Source organism: Variovorax paradoxus (assembly GCF_022009635.1).
In the GTDB taxonomy this organism is placed as follows: domain Bacteria; phylum Pseudomonadota; class Gammaproteobacteria; order Burkholderiales; family Burkholderiaceae_C; genus Variovorax.
In genome coordinates this window covers 5,569,436-5,593,153 of the sequence record NZ_CP091716.1, presented here as the reverse complement: position 1 = coordinate 5,593,153, position 23,718 = coordinate 5,569,436, and the positions used below count along the sequence as shown (strand labels likewise).

At 66.5% G+C, this 23,718-nt stretch carries 21 protein-coding genes; 15 read left to right on the top strand and 6 right to left on the bottom strand.

All coding sequences use genetic code 11. The features are described 5' to 3' along the window. From L3V85_RS25920 to L3V85_RS25880, 9 genes are all read left to right on the top strand, one after another. A complete protein-coding gene (locus L3V85_RS25920; RefSeq protein WP_237675540.1) occupies window positions 1-708 on the top strand; it encodes a heavy metal response regulator transcription factor in 708 nt (235 codons plus the stop codon). Further along, on the top strand, window positions 705-2,102 hold the full coding sequence (locus L3V85_RS25915) for a heavy metal sensor histidine kinase (protein ID WP_237675539.1): 1,398 nt from the start codon (window positions 705-707) through the stop codon (window positions 2,100-2,102). Before L3V85_RS25920 ends, L3V85_RS25915 begins: the two co-directional genes overlap by 4 nt. Before the next feature lie 116 nt (window positions 2,103-2,218). Further along, a complete protein-coding gene (locus L3V85_RS25910) occupies window positions 2,219-3,157 on the top strand; it encodes a DedA family protein/thiosulfate sulfurtransferase GlpE (RefSeq protein WP_237675538.1) in 939 nt (312 codons plus the stop codon). Window positions 3,158-3,263: 106 nt separating this feature from the next. Then, a complete protein-coding gene (locus L3V85_RS25905) occupies window positions 3,264-4,478 on the top strand; it encodes an MFS transporter (RefSeq protein WP_237675537.1) in 1,215 nt (404 codons plus the stop codon). A 37-nt stretch (window positions 4,479-4,515) separates the two neighbouring features. After that, a complete protein-coding gene (locus L3V85_RS25900; protein WP_237675536.1) occupies window positions 4,516-5,388 on the top strand; it encodes a DUF4272 domain-containing protein in 873 nt (290 codons plus the stop codon). Window positions 5,389-5,448: 60 nt separating this feature from the next. Then, entirely contained in the window at window positions 5,449-6,822 is a 1,374-nt protein-coding gene (locus tag L3V85_RS25895) for a cache domain-containing protein (RefSeq protein WP_237675535.1), read from the top strand. Continuing rightward, complete coding sequence (locus tag L3V85_RS25890) at window positions 6,819-7,454, top strand: response regulator transcription factor (protein WP_237675534.1); 636 nt, start codon at window positions 6,819-6,821, stop codon at window positions 7,452-7,454. The genes L3V85_RS25895 and L3V85_RS25890 overlap by 4 nt, the downstream gene beginning before the upstream one ends. A gap of 347 nt (window positions 7,455-7,801) precedes the next feature. Beyond that, window positions 7,802-7,951 (top strand): hypothetical protein, encoded by a 150-nt coding sequence (locus L3V85_RS25885; protein WP_237675533.1) that lies wholly within the window; start codon window positions 7,802-7,804, stop codon window positions 7,949-7,951. Between the two features lie 246 nt (window positions 7,952-8,197). Next, a complete protein-coding gene (locus L3V85_RS25880) occupies window positions 8,198-8,920 on the top strand; it encodes a DUF2971 domain-containing protein (RefSeq protein ID WP_237675532.1) in 723 nt (240 codons plus the stop codon). Window positions 8,921-9,190: 270 nt separating this feature from the next. Here the strand turns inward: L3V85_RS25880 and L3V85_RS25875 are convergent, their stop codons facing one another. Together L3V85_RS25875 and L3V85_RS25870 are read right to left on the bottom strand one after the other, a co-directional pair. After that, window positions 9,191-10,015, bottom strand: coding sequence for a hypothetical protein (locus L3V85_RS25875; RefSeq protein WP_237675531.1), 825 nt, complete (start codon window positions 10,013-10,015; stop codon window positions 9,191-9,193). Next, window positions 10,012-10,959, bottom strand: coding sequence for a toll/interleukin-1 receptor domain-containing protein (locus tag L3V85_RS25870; RefSeq protein WP_237675530.1), 948 nt, complete (start codon window positions 10,957-10,959; stop codon window positions 10,012-10,014). Before L3V85_RS25870 ends, L3V85_RS25875 begins: the two co-directional genes overlap by 4 nt. A 294-nt stretch (window positions 10,960-11,253) precedes the next feature. On the opposite strand from L3V85_RS25870, the gene L3V85_RS25865 reads away from it, so the two are divergent. Beyond that, entirely contained in the window at window positions 11,254-12,072 is an 819-nt protein-coding gene (locus L3V85_RS25865; RefSeq protein WP_237675529.1) for a class I SAM-dependent methyltransferase, read from the top strand. A 64-nt stretch (window positions 12,073-12,136) separates the two neighbouring features. Here L3V85_RS25865 and L3V85_RS25860 read toward each other — a convergent pair whose 3' ends face one another. After that, the gene (locus L3V85_RS25860; protein WP_237675528.1) at window positions 12,137-14,266 is read right to left on the bottom strand and encodes a putative bifunctional diguanylate cyclase/phosphodiesterase; all 2,130 of its coding nucleotides are present in this window, start codon (window positions 14,264-14,266) and stop codon (window positions 12,137-12,139) included. Between the two features lie 211 nt (window positions 14,267-14,477). Here L3V85_RS25860 and L3V85_RS25855 point away from each other — a divergent pair, with 211 nt between their 5' ends. The 4 genes from L3V85_RS25855 (at window position 14,478) to L3V85_RS25840 (ending at window position 18,063) form a co-directional block, all read left to right on the top strand. Next, the gene (locus L3V85_RS25855) at window positions 14,478-15,524 is read left to right on the top strand and encodes an SAM-dependent methyltransferase (RefSeq protein WP_237675527.1); all 1,047 of its coding nucleotides are present in this window, start codon (window positions 14,478-14,480) and stop codon (window positions 15,522-15,524) included. Then, entirely contained in the window at window positions 15,521-16,324 is an 804-nt protein-coding gene (locus L3V85_RS25850) for a DUF1295 domain-containing protein (RefSeq protein WP_237675526.1), read from the top strand. The genes L3V85_RS25855 and L3V85_RS25850 overlap by 4 nt, the downstream gene beginning before the upstream one ends. A gap of 8 nt (window positions 16,325-16,332) precedes the next feature. Next, window positions 16,333-16,989 carry a DUF6134 family protein gene (locus L3V85_RS25845; RefSeq protein WP_237675525.1) on the top strand — a complete coding sequence of 219 codons (657 nt, stop codon included), beginning with the start codon at window positions 16,333-16,335 and terminating at the stop codon, window positions 16,987-16,989. 63 nt (window positions 16,990-17,052) lie between these two features. After that, complete coding sequence (locus tag L3V85_RS25840; protein ID WP_237680648.1) at window positions 17,053-18,063, top strand: alpha/beta fold hydrolase; 1,011 nt, start codon at window positions 17,053-17,055, stop codon at window positions 18,061-18,063. A 30-nt stretch (window positions 18,064-18,093) separates the two neighbouring features. Here L3V85_RS25840 and L3V85_RS25835 read toward each other — a convergent pair whose 3' ends face one another. Together L3V85_RS25835 and L3V85_RS25830 are read right to left on the bottom strand one after the other, a co-directional pair. Then, window positions 18,094-21,201: an autotransporter outer membrane beta-barrel domain-containing protein gene (locus L3V85_RS25835; RefSeq protein WP_237675524.1), complete on the bottom strand. Its 3,108-nt coding sequence runs from the start codon at window positions 21,199-21,201 to the stop codon at window positions 18,094-18,096. A 289-nt stretch (window positions 21,202-21,490) separates the two neighbouring features. Then, on the bottom strand, window positions 21,491-21,715 hold the full coding sequence (locus tag L3V85_RS25830) for a DUF1059 domain-containing protein (RefSeq protein WP_237675523.1): 225 nt from the start codon (window positions 21,713-21,715) through the stop codon (window positions 21,491-21,493). 162 nt (window positions 21,716-21,877) lie between these two features. On the opposite strand from L3V85_RS25830, the gene L3V85_RS25825 reads away from it, so the two are divergent. Further along, a complete protein-coding gene (locus L3V85_RS25825; RefSeq protein ID WP_237675522.1) occupies window positions 21,878-22,351 on the top strand; it encodes a helix-turn-helix transcriptional regulator in 474 nt (157 codons plus the stop codon). An 18-nt stretch (window positions 22,352-22,369) separates the two neighbouring features. Here L3V85_RS25825 and L3V85_RS25820 read toward each other — a convergent pair whose 3' ends face one another. Next, entirely contained in the window at window positions 22,370-23,683 is a 1,314-nt protein-coding gene (locus tag L3V85_RS25820; RefSeq protein ID WP_237675521.1) for an MFS transporter, read from the bottom strand. Window positions 23,684-23,718: the final 35 nt, after the last annotated feature.

The window sequence follows — 23,718 nt, the reverse complement described above, 5'->3', positions numbered from 1 at the left end:
ATGAAGATCCTGATTGTCGAAGACGAACTGAGAACCGCGGACTACCTCTCCAAGGGGTTGACGGAGCAGGGCTGCGCGGTCGACATGGCGCACAACGGCGTGGACGGCCAGCACCTGGCGCTCACGCACGACTACGACGTGATCGTGCTCGACGTGATGCTGCCGGGGCAGGACGGCTTCTCGGTGCTGCGCGAGCTGCGCGCCGTCAAGCAGACGCCGGTCATCATGCTCACCGCGCGCGACCGGGTCGAAGACCGCATCAAGGGCCTGCACGAAGGCGCGGACGACTACCTCATCAAGCCCTTCTCGTTCCTGGAGCTGCTGGCGCGGCTGCAGGCGCTGAACCGGCGCGGCCGCAAGCAGGAGCCGATGCAGCTGCGCATTGCCGACCTGCAGATCGACCTGCTGGCGCGCAAGGCCCTGCGAGGCAGCACGCGCATCGACCTCACCGCCAAGGAATTCGCGCTGCTGGCCGTGCTGGCCCGGCGCCAGGGCGAGATCCTGTCGAAGACGGCCATCGCCGAGCTGGTGTGGGACATGAACTTCGACAGCAACACCAACGTGGTCGAGGTGGCCATCAAGCGGCTGCGCGACAAGATCGACGTGCCCTTCAGCCCGAAGCTGCTGCACACCATCCGCGGCATGGGCTACGTGATGGAAGTGCGGGAGAGCGAAAACGCCAGCGAAGGGGAGGGCGCCGCCTCGTGAAGCGTTCCATCACCGTGCGGTTGGTGATCATGTTCGCGGCGGTGGCGCTCGCCACCTTCGCGCTGGCCGGTGTCGCGCTGCACAACGTGCTGGCCCGCGAACTGGAGCGCCACCAATACGAAGAGCTGGACACCACGCTCAAGAACCTGCAGTTCTGGATCAAGGCCATCGGCAGCCCCGAGCGCTGGTCGCGCGTGCAGGCGCGCATGGACGCGCTCACGCCCGCCGACGGCAGCGTGCGCTTCTGGGTGCTCAGCGACGATCCGCGCTTCCAGTACGGCAAGGGCCTGGCCGAGATCGACGGCCTCACGCGCGAAGCCAACGGCCACAGCAGCATCATCGAACTGCCGGGTCAGGAGCGGCCGTTTCGCACGCTGTCGGCGCACATCGATCCCTTCGAGCAGCGGCCGGCGGTGCGCTTGATCGTCGGGCACAACACCGAGCCCTATGCGCGCACGCGCCAGGCCTTCCTGACCGCGCTGATCGGGCTCGGGCTGGGCGCGGTGCTGGTGGTGGCCGTGGCCGGCTACTGGATTGCGCGCGTGGGGTTGCGGCCGTTGGAGCGGCTCTCGCGCGAAGCGCAGGCCCTTCGGCCCAAGACGCTGTCGCACCGGTTGCGCTCGGAGCCCCTGCCGGTGGAACTGTCGGCGCTGGCCGAGGCCTTCAACGGCGCGCTGAGCCGGCTCGAAGAGGCCTACGGCCAGCTCGAGGCCTTCAACGCCGACGTGGCGCACGAGCTGCGCACGCCGCTGGCCAACCTCATCGGCAGCACGCAGGTGGCGCTGTCGCGCCAGCGCAGCGCGGGCGAGTTCCAGGAAGTGCTGCAGGCCAACCTCGAAGACCTGGAGCGGGTGCGCTCCATCGTCAACGACATGCTGTTCCTGGCGCGCGCCGACCGCGGCGAGGTGGCTACCGGCCTGGTGCTCACGCCGGTGGCGCAGGAAGTGCGCAAGACCATCGAGTTCTTCGAGTTCGTGCTCGACGAGACCCGCGCGCAGGTGTCGATAGAGGGCGACGTGCACACCGAGGCGCGGCTGGAGAGCGCGCTGTTCCGCCGCGCCATGTCGAACCTGCTGCAGAACGCCATCGAGCATTCGGAGCCGGGCGCGCACATCGTCGTCATGCTGCGCGAGGAAGAGGCCGCGACCTGGATCACCGTGTCCAACCCCGGCGCGCCCATCGACGCGCAGCACATGCCGCACCTGTTCGACCGGTTCTACCGCGCCGATGCCTCGCGCAACGACCGGGGCGAGCACCATGGCCACGGGCTGGGCCTGGCCATCGTGAAGGCGGTGGCCAGCATGCACGGCGGGCAGGTCAGCGCGTCTCGCCAGGGCGGCCTGAATACCTTCGGCTTCAGCGTGGCGCGTACCCCCGGCAACCCTGCCGGCTGAAGCCATCCGGCAATGGCCTGTGCCGGGTACGTTCTTGGGCCATGCCGGAGAATCGCCGGTGGCATGAACTCCCTCCACCTCCGGCGAATTTTTGCCGTCTCTCCCCGAAAGCCCGCATGGCGCAGCTGATGTCGCTGCTGGTGCAGAACGCGATCCTGGTGGTGTTTGCCGCCAGCTTCGCCGCGCGCCTGGGGCTGCCCGTGCCGGCTGCCGCCGTGCTGGTGCTCACCGGCGCGCTGCTGGCGGCGGGCGACGTGTCGGTGCCTGGGGTGGTGCTGGCCGCGGTGCTTGCCAACCTGCTGGGCGACGGAGCCTGGTTTTATGCCGGCCGGCGCTTCGGCTACCGCTTCATGCGCCTGTTGTGCCGCATTTCGCTGTCGCCAGACACCTGCGTGCGGCGCGGTGAATCGCTCATCACCGACTGGGGCGGCCTTTCATTGGTGGCCGCCAAGTTCGTGCCGGGCGTGTCGGTGGTGGCGCCGCCGATGGCGGGGGCGCTGGGCATGTCGGTGCGGCGCTTCATCGGCTTCGACGTGGGGGCGGCGCTGGTCTGGACCGGGCTGTTCCTCGGGCTGGGCTGGGTCTTCCGCAACCAGATCCAGGATGTGCTGGCCATCATGGCGCAGGCCGGCGGCATCGCCACCGCCGCGCTGGCGGTGCTGCTGGTCGTCATTCTGGCGGTGCGCTACTGGCGGCGCCGTGCCTTCATGCGGCTCACCGGCATGCCGCGCATCTCGGTCGATGAGCTGCACGAGCTGTTGAGCGGCGAGGAGCCGCCGCTGGTGATCGACGTGCGCGGCAAGGCCGGCATGCAGGTCGATCCGCGTCGCATCCCGGGGGCCATGCCGTACACGCTGAAGGCGCTGCAGCAGCGCAACATCGACCTGTCGCACGCCTTCGGGCGCGACGTGGTGCTGTACTGCAACTGCCCCAACGAAGTCTCGGCCGCGCAGGCCGCGCGCGTGCTGCTGGCCCGTGGCGCGCGCCGGGCGCTGCCGCTGACCGGCGGGCTCGACGCATGGGTGGCCTCGGGCCGTCCGACCAGCACGGATTGAATCCAGGGTTGCCTCGGAGGCCGGCTGCAGAAATCGGCTCTCCGTGCTATGGTCCCCGGCCCTCGGGATAACCCTATGGGTTGCCCTCTCGAAACCGGGATTCCTCGTGTCTTCAACCTCCAAAGCCCCCAAGTCGCCAGCCGGCCTCACGCCCTTGCTGACGCTCGTCTTCGCCGTGGCCTGCGGCCTGTGCGTGGCCAACATCTATTACGCGCAGCCGCTCATCGGCCCCATTGCCGACACGCTGCAACTGCGCCCGGGCCTGGCCGGCCTGATCATGACGCTCACGCAACTGGGCTACGGCGCCGGCCTGCTGCTGCTGGTGCCGCTGGCCGACGTGGTCGAGAACCGGCGGCTGATCGTCGGTGCGCTCTTCGGCGCGGTGATCGGGCTGGTGGGCATTGCGCTCTCCGACTCGGCCGTCACCTTCCTGGCGGCTTCTTTCGTGGTGGGCGCGTGCGCGGTAGCGGCGCAGGTGCTGCTGCCCTTTGCCTCGCACCTGGCGCCCGAGGCCACGCGCGGCAAGGTGGTCGGCAACATCATGGCGGGGCTGCTGGGCGGCATCATGCTGGCGCGGCCCTTTGCCAGCATGGTGGCCTCCGCATTGGGCTGGCGCGCGGTGTTCTGGCTGTCGGCGGTGCTGATGGCCGTGCTCATCGTGGTGCTGTGGCGTGTGCTGCCGCAGCGCCGCCCGCATGCGTCGGTGGGCTATGCGCGCACCATGGCTTCGCTGCCGGGCATCGTGTGGAACACGCCGGTGCTGCGCCGCCGCGGGCTGTACCAGGGAATGATGTTCTCCGGCTTCCAGGCCTTCTGGACGGCAGTGCCGCTGGCGCTGGCGCATGAATTCGGCATGGGGCAGGGCGGCATCGCGGCCTTTGCGCTGGCCGGTGCCGCCGGCGCGCTGATGGCGCCCATCGCCGGCCGGCTGGCCGACCGGGGGCTGACCCGACCGGCCACGGGCATCGCCATTGCCGTGGCGCTGTTCTCCTTCGTGCTGGGCGCCGTGGCCATGCATTACCACTCGCTGGCCGGTCTGGTCGCGGCGGGCATCCTGCTCGACGGCGCCGTGCAGCTGTGCCAGGTGCTGAACTTCCGCAGCCTCTTCATGCTGGCGCCGGAACTGCGCGGGCGGCTCAACGGGCTGTTCATGACCTTCATCTTCATCTGCGCCGCCGTGGCCTCGGGCATTGCCGCGGCCGTGTATGCCTTCCATGGCTGGGGCGGGCTGTGCCTGCTGGGCGGCGGCTATGTGCTGGTGGCGCTGCTGTACTACGCCACCGAATTCAAACGGGGTGCCGTGCCCGCACCGGCCGCCTGAAAAAGCAGGGGCGGGCGCCGCAATAAACTGCGGCCCCATGAACTTGCTTCGCCAGTGGTGGGACCGGCAGAACGAACGCGACGCCGTCAAGAAAGGCGTGCTCGCGCTCAGCAAGCAGTGCATGGAGCAGGTCAGGCGCGCGCTACCCGACGCGCGCCATGTGCGCGCCCGCGCCGTCTGGTACGGCGACCAGACGCGGTCGGCCATCACGTGGACCGATGCCAACGGGCAGAAGCACCGCTGGGGCATCTACCAGCTGTTCTGGCAGTGCAGGGGCCGCCCCGCCGAGCGCGAGGCGCTCATCGCGCGTTCTCTCGATCTCTTTCTGAACCCTGTCGCCAGCGATGAAGACGACGAGGAAGAAGACACCCCGCGCACCGCACAGCAAGTCGCGCAGCGCCTGCTTGCATTGCTTGCCGTCGTATGGCGCGCCAACGAGAAGGAAGACATCGCCCAGAAAGGCTTGGCCTGGGCGCGGGCGCACGGCATCGACGCCTTCTTCTCCGAAGCGGAAAAAGCCTTCATGGTCGACGAGCGCCCGCAGCAGCAGGCCATCATCGATCTAGGCTGGCGCGCCGAAGCCATGCTGCCCATGGTCTGGGGCCTGCGCGGCATCGCCGCGCTGCCGCCGTCGAACCAGCGTGCCGACCCCTGGAAGATCCCGTTGGTGCAGCAGGCGATGAAGTCGCCGGCCGAGTTCGTCGCCAATGCCCGCCTCATTGCGGCCGACGACGTGAGCGAAGAGGAATGCCGGCTCGTCGACGAGCACTGGTACGTGCACGACGCCCGGTTGCGCCGCCAGCCCGTGCCCTCGCACCTGGACGCGGGCATCGTCCATGAGCGCCGCTATGCGCTGAGCTGGATGGTGGGGCGCGGAAAGAACTGGGACCAGGTGCCCACCGACACCTGACCCGGCGCCCCAAAGCGCAGAAACGGCGCAGAAAAGGCGCAGTGGTAGGCTTGCCGCCCGATGAATCTTCGCACCAAGATCGTTGCGCTCGCCGTCGCGCCCTTGCTCATCGCACTGGTGCTGGTGGCCCTTGCCGTGCGTCACCAGGAGCACGATCTGGCCCAGCGCGAGCGCGCCCTCATCGAGCGCAGCTACATGGCCCAGCGCCGGGGCGAGCTGCGCAGCTATGTCGACCTGGCCGTGAGCAACCTGCTGCCGCTGTACGAGTCCGGCAAGGACGACGAGGCCACCCGCAACGAGGCGCTGCGCCGGCTGGCCGCGCTCAACTACGGCGACGACGGCTACTTCTTCGTGTACGACCTCGAAGGCAACTCCCTCATGCATTCGCGCCAGCCCGAGCTGGTGGGCCAGAACCTGTGGGGCATGCGCGATTCGCACGGCCGCTACACCATCCAGGAACTGATCAAGGGCGCGAAGGAAAAAGGCGGCGCCTACGTCGAGTACGAATGGCGAAAGCCGTCGAGCGCGCAACTGGCGCCCAAGCTCGGCTACGTGACCGCCATGCCGCGCTGGAACTGGATGGTCGGCACCGGCCTGTACCTGGACGACATCCAGTCGACCATGGACACACTCGACCGGCAGATGAACGCCAACGTCACCGCCACGCTGCTGTGGATAGCGGGCATTGCCGCGCTGTGCCTGGGCGTGGTCAGCGCGGCGGGCCTGCTGCTGAACCTCAGCGAACACCGCACGGCTGAAGCCAAGCTGCGCCTGCTCGCGCGGCGCGTGGTGCAGTCGCAGGAAGAAGAGCGCGGCCACCTCGCGCGCGAGCTGCACGACGGCACCAGCCAGACGCTGGTGTCGGCCAAGCTGCTCATCGAATCGGCCGTCGAGTCGCTCGAAAGCCGGCACCAGCCCACCCCGCCCGCGCTGCCCAAGGCGCTGCAGCGGCTCAACGATTCGCTCATCGAGGTGCGCCGCATCTCGCACCGGCTGCGCCCCGCGCTGCTCGACACCCTGGGCCTGCCCGCCGCGCTGGAGCGGCTGGTGGATGAATTCAGGGAAGAGGGCGCCGTCGATGCGTCGATGATGATCGAGGGCGAAGCATTCGAGCTGCAGCCCGAGGTGAAGACCGCGCTCTTCCGCCTCACGCAGGAGGCGCTGACCAACGTGCGCAAGCACGCGAATGCGCAGCATGTGCACGTGGCGCTGGCCTTCGACGAGAAAGACGGCGTGCGCCTCGAAGTGAGCGACGACGGCACCGGCTTCGACATAGAGGCCGTGCAGCTCGACCCGCGCCGCGGCATCGGCCTGCGCAACATGCGCGAGCGCATGGAAGCCATAGGCGGACAACTGATCATGTGCTCCAACGAAGGCCGCACCTCCATCGAGGCTGAAGTGCCGGCCCGCAACGCAAGGGCCGCATCCGCATGAGCACGCAGGCCATTCGACTCTTTCTCGTGGACGACCACCCGCTGGTGCGCGACGGCCTGCGCGCCCGGCTCGGCTCCATGCCCAACCTGGAGATCGTCGGCGAGGCCGGCAGCGCCGCCGAGGCGCTGGCGCAGATCGACAGCGTGCGGCCCGACCTGATGCTGATGGACGTCGGCATGAAGGACATGAACGGCATCGAGCTCGCGGCCTTGCTGCTGCAGCGCCAGGGCGCGCCGCACATCGTGATGCTCAGCATGTACGACAACCCCGAGTACGTGCAGAAGGCCCTGCAGGCGGGCGCGCGCGGCTACGTGCTGAAAGACGCGCCGGCGGCGGAGATCGTGGCGGCCATCGAGGCCGTGTCCGCGGGCGGCACCTTCCTGAGCCCGGCCGTGTCGAAGAAGCTCTTTCGCACCCAGGAGCCGAGGCCGCTGCTCACGCCGCGCGAGAGCGAGATTCTTTCGGCGCTGGGCCGGGGCGAATCGAGCAAGCAGATCGCGCGCGACCTGGGCCTGAGCGTGCGCACGGTGGAGGCGCACAGGCAGAGCATCAAGCGGCGGCTCGGCATCGAGGGGCAGGCCGAGCTGATCAAGTACGCCGTGGAGCATGCGCGGAAGTTTGGGCAGAGCTGATTGACCGGCCGCTGGCGGTCGCATCGCGAATACCTGCGCCATTCGAGAATTTCTGGGCAGAAGTTTTTCTCGCGCAGGGCTGGTTTTCTCTACAGTGAATGCCCTTGTGATTCCACGCCCTGCTACAGGTGCAACGCGCATCGATGCAGGCGTGAAGCACAAAAGGCGACGGCCAAGGTGCGCGAACACCCTGACCGTCTAACCAAGTGACGTGCAAATACTTTGGAAAGAGAGCACACCAAATGGCTGGACGAATTATGGCCGGGCCCGCAAGGCCGGCATCCGCGGACGCGACCACTCCCACTACACCGGGGCCGTCTGATCTTCTCGAGAACAAGTTGGAGCAGTTGAACTCGCTGCTGTGGTGCTTCTACGGCGCCGGAGACGGATGGTTCCAGGATGCGGGGGAGGCGCATCGGGAGAATCTGCTTTGGATTGCTTCGGATTTGGCGCGGGAGGCGGTGGCGTTGTTTCAGGAGACGAGTACGGTCAGATGAAAGGACTCGGGAGTCAAGCCTCCAAGGGCGGCTTGGCTCCCGAGAGAGCCTCTTGAGGTTCGTCGTAAATTTTCGTCTTGCAGCGAAAGCTGTTAAGGGAGGCGGGGCGCTCTCAGAGAAAACAGATACTGAAGCGCTTGCACTAGCAGATTGGACATCGCGCTGTATTCCTCCTGAACGCCTTTGCTTGTCAAGCCATGTCTCTTAATAGGTACGTACACTCCTCCAGTTCGTGTGGAGGGATATATGAGAGTTATTGGCGATGCATTCGATTGGGATGAGCCACTCTGGCGCTACTTCAAGACAGAGCGCTTTGTTGGATTATTGGACTCAGGGCGCTTGTATTTTTCGTCTGCCCGTGAATTCGAGGACAAATTCGAAGGGGCCGTCGCTGTTATGCCTGCAGACTTTCCGGTCGACCCTCGCTACGCCGACATGGATTCTGGGGAGGCCGCGTTTGAACAGTTGAGGCGATTGACGAAAGTGAGTTGTTGGCACCGCGCTGACTATGAAAGTGACGCGATGTGGAAGCTCTATGCCGACCTTCATAAGGGTGTCGCCATAAGGAGTACACCGCAACGCATTCAGGATGCAGCCAAGCCTTATCGCATTCAGCCTCAGTTTGGTCACGAAGACCTCTTCGGGGGAAACGTGAAATATTTCGATCTGCTCAAAGAGCGTCTCAAGCTCAGCATGCTTGACCGCTTCTACGTCAAACACATGGCGTTCTCTTGGGAGCGGGAATTCAGGCTTGTTGTGTCGGTCCGCCAAGCAGAAGAGTTCGGCGTCCAAGTGCCGGAGAAGGGGGTGTTCGTCGAGTTCGATCTCGATACGTTAGTTGAAGAGATTTATCTCGGTCCCTCCCTAAAATCGGAAGATATCTACCGCATCAAAGCTGCGGTAGATCGACATGGCCTAACTAGCCGCATTCGCATCTCTAGTCTTCTCGGTACGCCGCGATACATCTGACCGTGAGTTGTGATTGCTCTCAATTTCGCACACGTTGCGCACCTCATCCAAGGGCATAGTTGTTATCGCTTTACGGCGAAAGCGAGGATCGGTAGTTGATGGCGGACGTCTCAAGTGATTCGCGAGGAATTTTTATCGACCCGTAGGCCCCTGGCTCGATCGCTGAGAAAAGCTTCGCTTGAGAGGAAAAATAGACCCATCTGTGATGGGCCGGCCGTTTGCGTTCTGCGCGCGAGTACAGAGGCTAAATGTGTGCTGCGCTACTCTTAATCAGATCGCTCCGAAGCGCTTGAGCAGCTCCAATTGCTTCTGAAGCTTGTCAATGTCGAGGCTAGAGTCGAGGGTGACACTCACGTTAAATACTGCCCGCGGTCCTTTTTCAAAATTTTCTTTTGCCGTTTTGGGCTTGATTGCGCGAGCACCGTCAGAGGCATTCGGCGGAGTGCCTTCATTTGCATCAATACCGTTTGCTGCTTCGTTGAGTTCCTCGCTTTCGGGATCGCTATCTGATGATTCCACGCCATCGTCATCCGAATCAGCTATGACCGATTGCGCCGTTACATGGCTGGATGCAAGGTGTTTGACTTGATCCCCCTCCACAGTCACAAGTCCGGCGGTAGTCATTCCCCCTACGTATAAATCAACGCAGGAAATCGTTTCGTCCGGGTGTACTTTCAGATCGGCAGCCCGCTGCTTCAACTTTGCTTTGGAGACGGTGTCTCCATGAAAAGTGTCAAACAACTTCTTGAAGATTGTCGGTTTGAGCACAGCCTCACGGTATAGCGCAATCAACTCATCGGGCGGGGCAGCAGAGATTTTCTTTGCGAGCGTATCGGCAGAGAAATTCGTCTTGACATCGCCTTTGAGAAAACCGTACTGTTTGAGCGCAGACATGCGAACTGCACCAATTCCACCCTTGGATCCTACGACTCCCGATAGGATCACGTCCTGAGGCTGCGGCGCTGTGTGTGTTTTGCTGACCAGTTTGTGAGCGTAGCTGATGGCATCGACAAGGGATACGCGCGGAAAGACGCTCCCACCTTTTCGTCCTCCTTTGGGCATCTGACGCACATTCTTCGTCGGCGATGTAGTCATACGCTTCCCTTCAAAGCGGTAAGCAATTCATCTAGGCCGGCTTTGTACGACTTTGAGAAGTCGGCGTATTTCTTGTCGCCAATAATCAGAGGCATCGGCGTGTCATCAAGTTTGAGCGGCAAGATGTGGACATTGCGCCGTTTCACCTCTGTCATAAGTGCATTGTTTAACTCTTTCTGCACCCATGCCGACTCGCTCGACTTGTGGCTCATGCCGATCAGAAAAAAGTCAGACTCTGCCAAGCCTTGAGCGATTTTCTCCGGAATCGAGTCGCCAACGCGAATCCGTTGTTCATCGAGCCACACGCTGATTCCGTTCGCTGTGAGGTCAGCTGCAAGTTGACGAATGAACGCTTTGTCGGCGGAGCTGTGGGACAAAAAGGCAACTCTTTGATCCTTTTCTTCAATGTGGCGGCGCTCCTTCTTGCTCTCAGCAGCGTCAACCAAATCCTCGGCAATGAGACTTGGCTGCAACGCGCCTAGCGATTGCGCCCATTCAAGAAGCGGGTTCAGGTCCGCCGAACTAAATGGCACGATGCCCGCCACAGTGGCGGCCTTTCGTAGCGCGACCTCGGTCTTGTCTCCGAGTCTCAGAAACTGTCTTACACCCGTCAGAAGTGGCAATCGTACAAGCGCTTCCTTCACCACTGCTTGTTTTTGGTCCTGAGAGCCTTTGTAGGGGTATGGGAGTACTAAGACATACCCCGACGCGACTGCGTCGACCAGACCAATCTGGCTAGCGTTCTTCAGCAGCTTTCCGGCTGTGCGCGGATCAATGCCTGCGAACTGCGCGACCTCTCCGCTCGTTGGCGCGTCTAGCCATGCAATGGCGTCCAACACAACAAATAATGAATCAAGCTTTGCCGGCTCAAAGCGATGCGAATTCGAGGTACCGTGGAGGCCTCTCTTGGGAGGTGCCTTCTTGGCTGCTGTTCCTGTGGCCATTGTTATCCGCCTTCTTTTATCAACGCCTTAATCATCGTACCGACGATTACTGTAACTTACAGTTGTCGCCTCTCGCCATAGATGAGTGGAATTTTTTGATATCGGTTAAACATATTTGCCCACGCAGATCTGCGTGGAGTGCGGGCGGGCCCAACTGGGGGCCCATGGAGCAACGCTATAAAGCGCCATAAGTCGGAGCGCTCATTGAAATTTGTCCGAATAACGCAGAAATGGGCATCCACAAGAGGCCGACTAGAGGCATGTTCTAGACCAAGTTCTCAAGAGGAGACCCTAATGTCCGAAATCGACAAGGTATTTGCAGGTTCGATCCCGAAGTTCTACGACACGCTCATGGTCCCCCTGATCTTCGAGGCCTATGCCGTAGACATGGCGGAACTGGTCGCGTCTTATTCGCCCGGCTCGGTGCTCGAAACGGCGGCAGGCAGCGGCGTGGTCACACGAGCGCTTGCGCCCAGGCTAGCCCCCGGCACGCGCTACGTGGTGACCGACCTCAACCAGCCCATGCTCGACTACGCCGCCAGCCGGCAGGCTGCCGATGGCCGCGTCAACATCGAATGGCAACAGGCCGACGCGCTCAAGCTGCCATTCGAAGACGCCTCCTTCGATGTCGTCTGTTGCCAGTTCGGCGCGATGTTCTTCCCCGACCGCACCGCCGGCTATGCCGAGGCGCGCCGCGTGCTGAGGCCGGGCGGGCGCTTCGTCTTCAGCGTGTGGGACCGCATCGAGGAGAACGCCTTTGCCGACGAGGTCACCAACGCCATGGCCGAGCTGTTCCCGCAAGACCCTCCGCGCTTCCTGGCGCGCACGCCGCATGGCTATCACGACGTTGCGCTGATCCGCGAAGACCTGCGCCGCGCAGGCTTCGCCAGCATCCATATCGACACGCGCGAGAAGCTCAGCCGCTCGCCCTCGGCGCGCGACGTGGCCACTGCCTACTGCCAGGGAACGCCGCTGCGCAACGAGATCGAAGCGCGCGATGCTGGCTCGCTCGAGTTGGCCACCGATCGCGCGGCACAGGCGATTGCCCGTCTTCATGGCGAAGGCCCAGTGGTCGGCAAGATCCAGGCGCATGTGATCGTGGCGATGCGATAGGCAGCGGCCATTGGTCTTCGGCTTCACCGAGTCGTGATCGCTGAGAAAAGTGCCTGGACCTGAGCTAAGCCGCCTCCGCGTACCGGTTCGAAAACCAATCCAGCAAATCCCCCGCAGGCAGCGGACGCGAGAACAGAAAACCCTGCAGCTCGTCGCATCCCATCGCCAGCAGGATGTCGCGCTGGGCTTCGTTCTCGACGCCCTCGGCCACCACGCTCAGGCCCAGCGCGTGGGCCAGGCGGATGACGGCGTCGATCACGGCCCGGGCGTCTTCCTTGGTCTGCAGGTCCTGCACGAAGCTGCGGTCGATCTTGACCTGGCGCGCGGGCAGCTTGCGCAGGTGGCTCAGGCTCGAATAGCCGGTGCCGAAATCGTCGATCGACAAGAACACGCCGACGCGCGCCAAGCCTTCTAAGGTGCGCTGCGTGGCCTTGATGTCTTCCATGGCCACGGATTCGGTGATCTCGCACAGCAGCAGCGACGCCGGCACGTTGTGCCGCAGCAGCGCCCGTTCGACGCGCGCGACGAAGTCGACCTCGCGCAGTTGCATGACCGACAGGTTCACGGCCACGCACATTTGCGTGCCCTGCGCCTGCCATTGCGCGATCTGGCGGCAGGCCTCGTCGAGGATCCAGTCGCCCAGGTGCACGATGAGGCCGAAGCGCTCGGCCAGCCCGATGAATTCGGTGGGGCCGATCAGGCCGTGCTGCGGATGGTTCCAGCGCACCAGCGCTTCCACGCCGCTGATGCTGTCGCCCACGCCGTTGATCTTGGGCTGGTAGTACAGCTCGAACTGCTTGAGCTCGACCGCCCGGCGCAGGTCGCTTTGCAACTGCAGTTGCTTGGCGGCGTCGGCGCCCATGTGCGACTCGAACATCACGTAGTTGCCGCCGCCCGCGCGCTTGGCCTCGTACATGGCCGCGTCGGCATTGGCCACGAGCTTGTCGGGCTCGCCCTGTTCGGGGTGCAGCACGATGCCGATGGAGCACGCGATCTGTAGCAGCTTGCCCTGCACGTTGAAAGGCTCGCCGAGCGCGCGCAGCACCCGGTTGGCGGCTTCCGCGCATTCGGCGCGGTCGTGCACGCCTTCGAGCAGCAGTAGGAACTCGTCGCCGCCGATGCGGGCCACGGTGTCGCTTTCTCGCGTGTTGCGGGCGAGGCGCTCGGCGGCCACGCACAGGATGCGGTCGCCGGCCGAGTGGCCGAACGAATCGTTGATGGGCTTGAATCCGTCGAGGTCGACGAAAAGAACGGCAATGCATTCCTCGACCTGCAACTGGTTGGCGCGGTTCATGCGCGCCAGGGCGTGGCGCAGGCGGTCTTCGAACAGCACGCGGTTGGGCAGGCCGGTCAGCGCGTCGGTGAAGGCGCGTTTCTGCAACTCGTGGTTGGCCTGGGTGAGTTCGGCGTTGGCCTCTTCGAGCGAGCTCGACAGGCGCCTGGCAACCAGCTGCAGCCGCGATTCGAGAATCGATGTGAAGAGCGTGCCGAGCAGCAGCAGCCCCGAGGCCAGCCCGACGATGGCGGTGAGCCCCGTGCCGTACAACTGGCCGGAACTCAGGCAAACCGAATCGGCCGGGAAGTTCGCCGCCGCCATGCCGGTGTAGTGCATGCCGCAGATCGCGATGCCCATGACGACCGAAGCCAGCAACTGAAAGGCCACGCGGTAGGTGCTGTGGGCATTGCCCAGGTACTTGAAGATGACCAGCGCCGCGGCCGAGGCGCCCAGGCCGATCAGCAGCGACACCAGCACCGTGGGCACATGCCAGACGATGGGCGGCGCCATGTCGAGCGCGGCCATGCCGATGTAGTGCATGCCGCAGATGCCGACCGCCATGGCCAGGGAGGCGATGGCGATGCGGCGCAGTCCGTAGTCGGCCTCGCTGGCCACCCACAGCGCGACGCCCGACGCCATGACGCCGGCCACCCAGGAGGCCAGGGTCAGCCCGCCCGAAAAGCCGAGCGATATGGGCAGCGAGAAACCCAGCATGCCGACGAAGTGCATGGACCAGATGCCCGTGCCCATGGCCAATGAGCCCAGGGCCCACCACAGCAGGTGCGGCCGTCCGCTGGCATGCCGGACCCGGCGCGACAGGTCAAGGGCTACATAGGAGGCGAGCGTTGCAAGGAGCAGGGACGCAGCAACAGCCCACAGGTTGTGGTGCGACGGGAGAAAGGCGGGGAGGTTGTTCACGGTGCAGAAGCCGTTCGGGCCGCCTGGCGAGCACCGCGCCGGCGCTCATGTCCTCAGGCAGAAGCCGGCCATCGCGGATGAGTCTGCCACAGTTTCTCCGGCTGGCGCCGTACCATGCGAGCCCAAGGGGCAGGGTGCATCCAGAAGCCGCTTTGCCGCGTACGGGTGTCAAGGGCACGCATTCCGGCGTGCCTTCAGCCGAGGAAAAGTCATGCCGCAGGACATCGCATTCGCCATCCGCTGGGTCGAAAAGGGCCTGGTGCCGGACCCGGTGGTCCGCCGGGGCATCCGCCGGTTGCTGAAAGACCGGCTCGCGGAGTTGCATTCCGGCAACGCGCTGGCGGTGGCCGAGCTGACGCAAGACTTCGTCGCCCGCATGGGCGCGGCCAACCTGGCCCCCTTGCCCGAAAAGGCCAACGAGCAGCACTACGAGGTTCCGGCCGCCTTCTTCGGCGAAGTGCTGGGAAACCACCGCAAATACAGCAGCTGCTACTGGCCCGAGGGCACCCGCACGCTGGAAGAGGCCGAATCCGCCGCGCTGGCCGCCACCTGCGAGCGCGCCGGCCTGGCCGACGGGCAGGACGTGCTGGAGCTGGGCTGCGGCTGGGGCTCCCTCACGCTCTGGATGGCCGAGCATTACCCGGGCAGCCGCGTCACGGCGCTTTCCAATTCCAATTCCCAGCGCGAATACATCGAGGCCGAGGCCGCCCGGCGCGGCCTGGGCAACGTGCGGGTGCTGACGCGCGACATCAACGTGTTCGACACCGACGAGCGCTTCGACCGCGTGGTGTCGGTCGAGATGTTCGAGCACCTGCGCAACTGGCCCCAGGCCTTTGCCAACGTGGCGCGCTGGCTCCGGCCGGGCGGGCGATTCTTCATGCATGTGTTCGCCCACAAGGAGGCGCCGTACCCCTTCGAGGTGCGCGACCCGAGCGACTGGATGAGCAAGTACTTCTTCTCCGGCGGCATGATGCCCAGCGACGACCTGGCGCTGCACTGCCAGGACGACCTGCGCCTGCTGCGCCGCTGGCGCTGGGAAGGCAGCCACTACCAGCGCACGGCCGAGGCCTGGCTGCGCAACATGGACGAGCGCCGCGACACGCTGCGCCCGCTGTTCCAGGCCACCTACGGCGCCGAGGCCAATGTGTGGTGGACGCGCTGGCGGCTGTTCTTCATGTCGGTGGCGGAGCTGTTCGGCTTCGACCACGGGCAGCGCTGGTGGGTGAGTCACTATCTTTTTGAACGTCGGGGCGCATGAGCGGCATGGTGGGCCTGGCGCTGGCCGGCTTGGTCTTGACCGCGTCGCTGGCATTCCTGACCTGGCTGGCCAGCCTGGCGCGCCATGACGCGAGCCTGATCGACCGCATGTGGCCGGTCTACATCGTGGGCGCGGGGCTTGTCTATTTCGTGCTGCTGCCGGTGCAGACGGTGCGCGGGCTGTGCATGGCGGTGCTGGGCGCGGCGTGGGCGGTGCGGCTGTGCCTGTACATCACCTGGCGCAACTGGGGCCACGGGGAAGACCGGCGCTACCAGGCGATACGGGCGCGCAACCAGCCGAACTTCGGCTTCAAGAGCCTGTACCTGGTGTTCGCGCTTCAGGCGGTGCTGGCGTGGGTCGTCTCGGCGCCGTTCCTGCCGGGCGCCGCAGCGGCGCGGCCCCTGGGGGCGCTGGACGCGCTGGGCATTCTGCTGGCGCTGTTCGGCATCTTCTTCGAGGCGATCGGCGACGCGCAGATGGCGCGTTTCAGGGCCGAGCCGAAGAACAAGGGCCAGGTGATGGACCGCGGCCTGTGGCGCTACACGCGCCACCCCAACTACTTCGGCGAGGCCTGCGTCTGGTGGGGGCTGTGGCTGCTGGCCATCGGCGGCGCGGGGTGGGGCGGGGCGTGGAGCGTGGTGTCGCCGCTGCTCATGACATGGCTGCTGCTGAAGGTCTCGGGCGTGAGCATGCTCGAGGGCGACATCGGCGAGCGCCGCCCGGCGTATCGCGACTACATCGCGCGCACCAACGCCTTCGTTCCGGGGCCGGTGCGCGCCGATCACCACAAGGCGCCATGAGAAAGACGATGCAGAAGAAGCACTGGCTTTGCGCGCTGGCCGCATTGGCAGCGTTGTCGAACGGGGCGGCCACCGCCTCGGCCGCCGGCCCCGCCGGTGGCGAATGGGACTTTCGCGTACTGCTCGACGACTCGCCCATCGGCGAGCACCGCTTCGCGCTGGCCACCACCGGCGGCGAACGCAAGCTGGTGAGCGAGGCGCGCTTCGCGGTCAAGCTGCTGGGCGTGACGGTCTACCGCTACCGGCACGAGGCTACCGAGCTGTGGCGCGGCGACTGCCTGCGCCGGCTTAACTCGAAGACCGACGACGACGGCACGCCCGAGAAGGTGAGCGCCGAGCCCACGGGCGACGACGTGCTGGCCGTGGTCACGCCCAAGGGCACGCAGTCGGTCGACGGCTGCGTGATGAGCTTTGCCTACTGGAACCCCGCGATCCGCACGCAGGCCCGGCTGCTGAACGCGCAGAGCGGCAAGATCGAGCCGGTGCGCATCAGCAAGGCCGGCAGCGGCACGGTGGAAGTGCGCGGCCAGCCGGTGGAGGCCACGCGCTGGCGCATCGCGACCGACGCGCAGCCCATCGACGTCTGGTATTCGCAGCAGGGCGAATGGCTGGGGCTCGACTCCACCGTCGGCGGCAACCGCAAGCTCAGCTACCGGCTGAAGTAGGGCCGTGGCGGCGGCGGGCCGGCGGTGGCACCATCTGCTGCAGTGAAGCCCTCGTTGAAACGTATGTTGATGCGCATCGTCCTGGCTGGCGTGGTCTGCCTCGCGGTCGCCGTGCTCGCGGGCGTGGTGTACGAGCAACTCGGCCGCTACCGCGCGGTACGCGACTTTCCGCCGCCCGGCAAGATGATCGACGTGGGCGGCGGCCGCCGCATACAGCTCGACTGCCGCGGCAGCGGTTCGCCCACGGTGGTGTTCGAGTCGGGCCTGAGCATCGACGGCTCGCTGAGCTGGGCGCCGGTGCAGCCGCAGGTCGCGGTGCATACGCGCACCTGTTCGTACAGTCGCGCGGGGCTGATGTGGAGCGACCCTTCGAATGCGCCCTACAGTGCCCGGCAGGTCGCGCAAGACCTGCACGAGGCCTTGACCCGCGCGGGCGAGCAGGGGCCCTTCGTGCTGGTCGGGCAGTCGATGGGCGGGCTCTACGCCGTCAATTTCACGCAGCATTTCGGCGACGAGGTGGCGGGGCTGGTGCTGGTCGATCCCTCGCACCCGGACCAGGTCGCGCGCGTGGCGGCCTACATGGTGGAGACGCGGTCGCTGCAGTCGCGCATCGGCGTGGCGCTGGCGTGGTCGGGCCTGCTGCGGGCGGCGGCCTCGATGCTGCTGTCGCAGGCACCGCACCAGACGGCGCATGACGCGCAGGCGGTTCGCGCCTTCGCGCCCAAGTCCATGCGCACGCAACTGGTGGAAGGCGACGCCATGGACGCCACGCTCGCCGAGACCGGCGGCTTCAGGAACCTGGGCCATCGACCGCTGGTGGTGCTGACGGCCATGGCGCCCTACACCGAGGCCGAACTGCGCGGCATGAAGATCACGCCGCAGCAGGGCACCCAGGTGCAGGCCATCTGGAAGCAGATGCACGCGGAAATGGCGGGCTGGTCTACGCGCAGCGTGCACCGGCTGCTGCCGAACGCCGGCCACGACATCCAGTTCGACGACCCGCAGGCGGTGATCGACGCGGTGCTGTCGGTCGTGTCCACCGTCCGCTCCGACCGGGGCGCGGCGCCGCGCTGACCGCGCTGACCGCGCTGATGCGGCGCGCGACTACCAGCGGATCTTCATGCCTACGCTGGCGTCGATGCCGCTCCTGATGCGGGTGTCGCCACCGGCGGACCACAGCTTGCCGATTTCCGCGTAGAGGCTCGCGCTCTGCGTGAGCTGCAGCGTGGCGCCGGTCGCCAGCTCGGTGCTGGTGCCGCCGGTGCGCGTGGCGATGGGGGTGGCGCCGGCCGGGCCGATGAAGTTCGCCACGTCGGTGCCGCTGCTGCTGCGGTATACGTTGAAGCGCACGTAGGGCTGCAGCCGGCCGGCGGGCGTGGCGATCTCGCCCTTGATACGCACGCCCGCGCGCGCCAGCCAGCCGTCGTGATTGTTCTGCTGCACCAGCGCGCCGATGATGCTGCTGTCGCCCAGGTCCAGCCGCTGGCGCACCAGCTGCAACTGCGGCTCGATGACCCAGTCGCGCGCGATGGCGAATGCCTGGCCCACCTCCACTGACGCCAGCAGGCTGTTGCCCTTGCCGGTGCTCGAGAAGCCCAGCGTGGGCGATTCGGTGTAGCGGTGGCGTCCGGCCTGCAGCACGCCGTCCACGTACAGGCCGCTGTCGTTCTTCCAGGTGGCGTAGGCGCCCAGGTACTCGCTGTGCAGGCTGTTGGTGCCGGCCAGCGAGTTCTGCAGCCCGCCGACGAAGCCGTTCACGCGCATGTCGCCTTCCAGTTCGCCCACGTACACGCCGACGCGCCAGTTGGGGTTGGCCCACAGGTCGGTGCCGGCCTGGAAGCCGGTGAGGCGTCCGCTGCTGCCGGGGCTGACCGTGCCGCTCTGGCCGATGGTGCGGTCGGTGCTGATGACGCGGGCCCAGGCCTGGCGGTAGCCCATCTCGGGCGTGGCCGTGTTGGTGCCGCCCGAAAGGCTGACGCCGGTGTCGTCGCCCACGCGCTGGTGCAGGTTGGACAGCATCGCGAGGTTGGACTGGCGCAGCTGCTCGGGCAGCGCGGCGTACAGCGGCACTTCGGCGCGGTAGGTCGGCACGACCACGCCGCCGCCGCTCGTGCTGCCGCCGCCGCTGCCACCGGTGCTGGTCGTGCCGCCGCCGGTGACGGGCGTGCCGGTCACCGGGTCGACGGTCATGGTCGAGCGCAGGTACCAGTTGTCGCCCGCGCCGCTTGCATCGGCCGCGTACAGGCGGTACTGGTAGGCGCCGGCGTCCACGTGGCCGCCCGCCAGGCTGAAGGCGCTCTTGGTGGTCTGCGCGGTGGTGGTGGCGCCGTTGATGGCGCTGATCACCTCGATGCCGTTGCCGGAGGTGAGCGCGCCCAGGCCGCCCAGGTTGGTGATCTGCACGTTGGTGGTGCCGCTGGCGATGGCGGTGCTGCCGCTGAGGATCAGCCGGTCGCTCGCGCTGCTGCTGTCGCCCAGCGCCGTGCCCAGCCGCAGCGTGCCGCCGTTGCCCACCCACGGGCCGGTGACGGTGAGCGTGGTGCCCGGCGCGCTGCCCACCAGCGAGACCGTGCCGCTGTTGGCGAGCGACGCCACTGTCTGACTGTGGCCCGCCAAGTCCAGCGTGGCGCCCGATCCGACCGTGAAGGCGCTCGCGCTGCTGAAGGTGTTGGCCGCGCCGGCGGCCAGCGTGCCGGCGTTCACGCTGGTGCTGCCGGCGTAGGTGTTGGTGCCGCTCAGCGTCAAGGTGCCGGCGCCGTTCTTCACGAGGCCGCTGGCGCCGGAGATGGGGCCGGTCCAGCTCAGGTTGTGGCCGTTGGTGTCGAAGGTGCCGGTGCCGCCGAGCAGCAGGGCGCTGCCCACGCTCAGGCCGTCGGCGCCGGCGATCACGCTGGCGGTGGCGCCGCTGTCGATGGCCACCGCGCCGGTCAGCACGTTGCCCGTGTTCAGCGTCAGGCTGTTGCTGCCGCCGGTGAATTCGACGGCCGAGGCGCGCGTCACGCCGTCGCCGCCCAGCCCGCCGGCAATGCTGCCGCTGTTGGTGATGGCAAGGTTGGAGCCCATCACGCCCACGCCGCCCGCGCCGTTGGCACCGCTCGCGCCGCCGTTGCTGTTGGCGCCGCCCGCGCCACCTGCGCCGCCGGTGATGCCGCCGGTGTTGGTGATGGTCGCGCCGCTGCCGGTGGACCAAAGGCCGATGCCGCCGTCGCCACCGCCGCCGGGCGTGCCGATGCCACCCGCGGCGCCGCCGGCCGAACCGCCGGCGCCGCCCGCGCCCCCTGTGATCTGGCCGGTGTTGGTCACCAGCACGGTGCTGCCCGCCAGCGTGGCGCCGTGGCCGCCCGCGCCGCCGCCGCCGCCGGAGGCGTTGTCGCGCGGCGTCGCCAGTTCGGAACCGCCCGCGCCGCCCGCACCCCCGGCAATGGTGCCGGTGTTGCCGAAGGTGAGCCCCGGTGTGGTGGCGTTCAGGTAGAAGCCGCCACCGCCGCTGCCGCCGCCGCCGCTCTGCGAGAACGCATTGCCGCCGCTGCCGCCCGCGCCACCGGTCGATGAGCCGGTGGCCGTGTAGCTGCCCAGCGGCCCGTTGAGGATGGAGCCGTAGCCGCCCGCGCCGCCGCCGCCGGCCGCCCAGTAGCCGTTGCCGCCCGCGCCGCCGTTGCCGCCGGTGTAGCTGTTGGAAGAGGTGCCGACGTTGTTGCCGATCGTCGCGCCCTGGAACCCGCCGCCACCGCCGCCGCCGTAGCCGTTTCCGTTGTTGGCGTCGCCCGTCTGGGCCTGGCCCGCGCCGCCGTCCGCGCCGCGGATCACGCCGGGGCTGACGGTGGTGCTGCCGCTGCCGGCCGCGCCGCCCGAGCCCGGCGTGGCGCCGCCGAAGCTGCCGATGCTGGCGGCCGACCCGGCGGTGACGCCTGAAGGCGTCGACGAGCCGCCGCTGCCGCCGCTTGCGTTGAGGGTCGAGTCGTTCAGACCGCCGTTGCCGCCGCTGCCGTTGCTGCCGCCGCTGCCGCCGTTGAGCGTCGTTTCGCCGACGGGCTGGCCGCCCGCGCCGCCTGCGGCCAGCACAGGCCCCGCACCCAGAAAGAGCGCGGCCATGGCCACGGCCCGCAGGTCGCGGCCCTTGCTCGATGACCGCGCGTGGCCGCGCGAAGTTTCAGGCGCGGCCACCCAGGTGCCGAGCGTCGGATTCCAGAGGGTGCGGAAAATCTTGTTCATGGCGTCTTCTTCACTAGTGGCTTGTTTCGTGCAGGCGCCCATATGCAGCAGCAAGCTCTCCCTTGCTCCTCCACAGGCCGCAAATCTCAAACTTCAAGCCAAAAATGTAAGTACGCGTACAGGCTGGCGATATGCCCGGAATGGGGTACCTGCCAGGGGCGTATCGGCGTGCAACAGGGGTGCTTTAGAGACCCTGCACGGGCCCGTGGCAGGGCCCTGCGCCGAACTGCATCCACAAGTAACCGATGTTTCTTGATGGATGCAAAAGTATTCAGTTTTGGAGGGGGCGTCAGGCCGGAGCCTTCTGCGCGGGCGCGGTCTGCAGCGGCGGCGTACCGGCCTTGAACATGCTCGCCAGCTGCTTGCGCAATTCCGGCGTGTCGGTGTGGCCGTGGACCGTCACGGCATGCTGGACGGCGGCGTCGAGCAATTCGCTCTCGGTGTCTGCCGAGAGCGCGACGCTGCAGTTCATCGTGCTCGGGTATTCGCGGCAGTCGATGTATTGGCGTGACATGGCAGCTCCTCAGGTTGAACGGGCTTTCGTCGGCGAGCGGTTCGCACGCCCTCCCTGCCTGCCTATACTGAATTTGCGGCAAGGAGCCCGCGAGCATCCTGCGTTCCGATGCGTGCTGGCGCCATACGCAGCAATGCGTACCCACCGTGAAAGGGGCATGCCATGACGCACCTGACGCGCAACGATTGCGCAATTGCGCTTCGCCTGCTGGAGCAGTTGGAGTCCTGGGGCTCGCCCGTGCGGCATCACGGCTCGCGCGACGGCAGCGGCTCGCGCGCGGTCCGCCGCATCGCGGCGAAGGCGCCGGGCTGGCGCGAATTCCGTCGCGCCGAACTGCAGGCCGACTACTACCGGCGCGTGGGGCTGGAGCATGCGGTGGCGGTGGCCTTCCTGTACCGGCTGGCCTGCCGCGCCGATGCGCCGTTGCCCGATGCGCCGCCCGCTGCCCTCACGCCCCGCGAGGGCGACGTCATGCACTGGCTCTCGCGCGGCAAGACCGACGCCGAGATCGCCGCGCTGCTGGAGATAAGCCCGCGCACCGTCCACAAGCACCTGGAGCATGTGTACGTGAAGCTGGGCGTGGAGACCCGCACGGCGGCCGTGATGCGCGCGCTCGCCATGGGCGGGGCTCCCTGAGAAAGAACGGCTAGGTCGTCAGCGCGAGGCCACGGCCACCGGCGCATCCGCCGGCGAGGCGCTGCGCCCGATCATCCAGGCGCACACCGCCGACACCACGCCCGCGAACAGCACATACAGGCAGATCTGCCAAGGCTCGCCACCGCCCGACTTCAGCAGCGCCGTCGCGATGATCGGCGTGATGCCCGAGGCGAAGATGCCCGAGAACTGGTAGACGAAGCTGATGCCCGTGTAGCGCACCTTGGCGTCGAACAGGTCGCAGAAAAGGGCCGCCTCCGGCCCGTAGACAGACGCATACAGGATGCCGAAGGGAATGATGATCGACAGCCAGATGAGCAGCACGTTGCCGCCGCTGTGCGTCATGAGCCAGAAGCCCGGGAACGCCGACACCGCCGTGATGAGCGAACCCCACATGTACACCTGCGGCCGCCCCAGCCGGTCCGACATGCGGCCGAAGAAGGGAATGGCAAAGCACATCACCACCGCCGAGGCCATCACGCCCAGCAGCGCCTCCGTGCGGCTGATCTTGATGGTGCTGGTGAGGTAGTTGATGGAGAACACGCCGAAGATGTTGAAGAACACCCCGTCGATGTAGCGCGCCCCCATGCCCTTGAGCACGTTGCCCGGGTAGCGGCGGATCATGTCCATGAACGGAATGCGCAGCTCCGCGTTGCGCGCCTTCACGGCCGCGAACTCCGGCGTTTCCTTCACGTGCAGGCGGATGTACATGCCCACCATCACCATCGCGCCCGAGATCAGGAAGGCGATGCGCCAGCCCCACGACAGGAACTGCTCGTCTGTCAGCAGCGACGACAGCAGCGCCACCACGCCCGAGGCCAGGCACAGGCCGATGGCCAGCCCGATCTGCGGCAGCGAGGCATAGAAGCCGCGCTTTTCCTTCGGCGCGTATTCGTACGCCATGAGCACCGCGCCGCCCCATTCGCCGCCCAGGCCGATGCCCTGCGCCACCCGCAGCAGCAACAGCAGCAGCGGCGCCGCGATGCCGATCTGCGCGTAGGTGGGCACCAGCCCGATGAGGAAGGTGGCCACGCCCATGATCATCAGCGTGATGATGAGCATGCTCTTGCGGCCGATCTTGTCGCCGAAGTGGCCGAAGATCACGCCGCCCAGCGGCCGCGTGACGAAGCCCACGGCAAAGGTGGTGTAGGCCAGCAAGGTCGACACCACCGGGTCGCTGCCCGGGAAGTAGAGCTTGTTGAACACGATGCCGGCCACCACGCCGTACAGGAAGAAGTCGTACCACTCGATGGTGGCGCCCACCAGCGCCGACACCACCACCCTGCGAATCGCTTTCTCGTCGCTTGCACTCATGTTTGTCTCCGATGAGGTTTGTCGTGGCGGCCTCT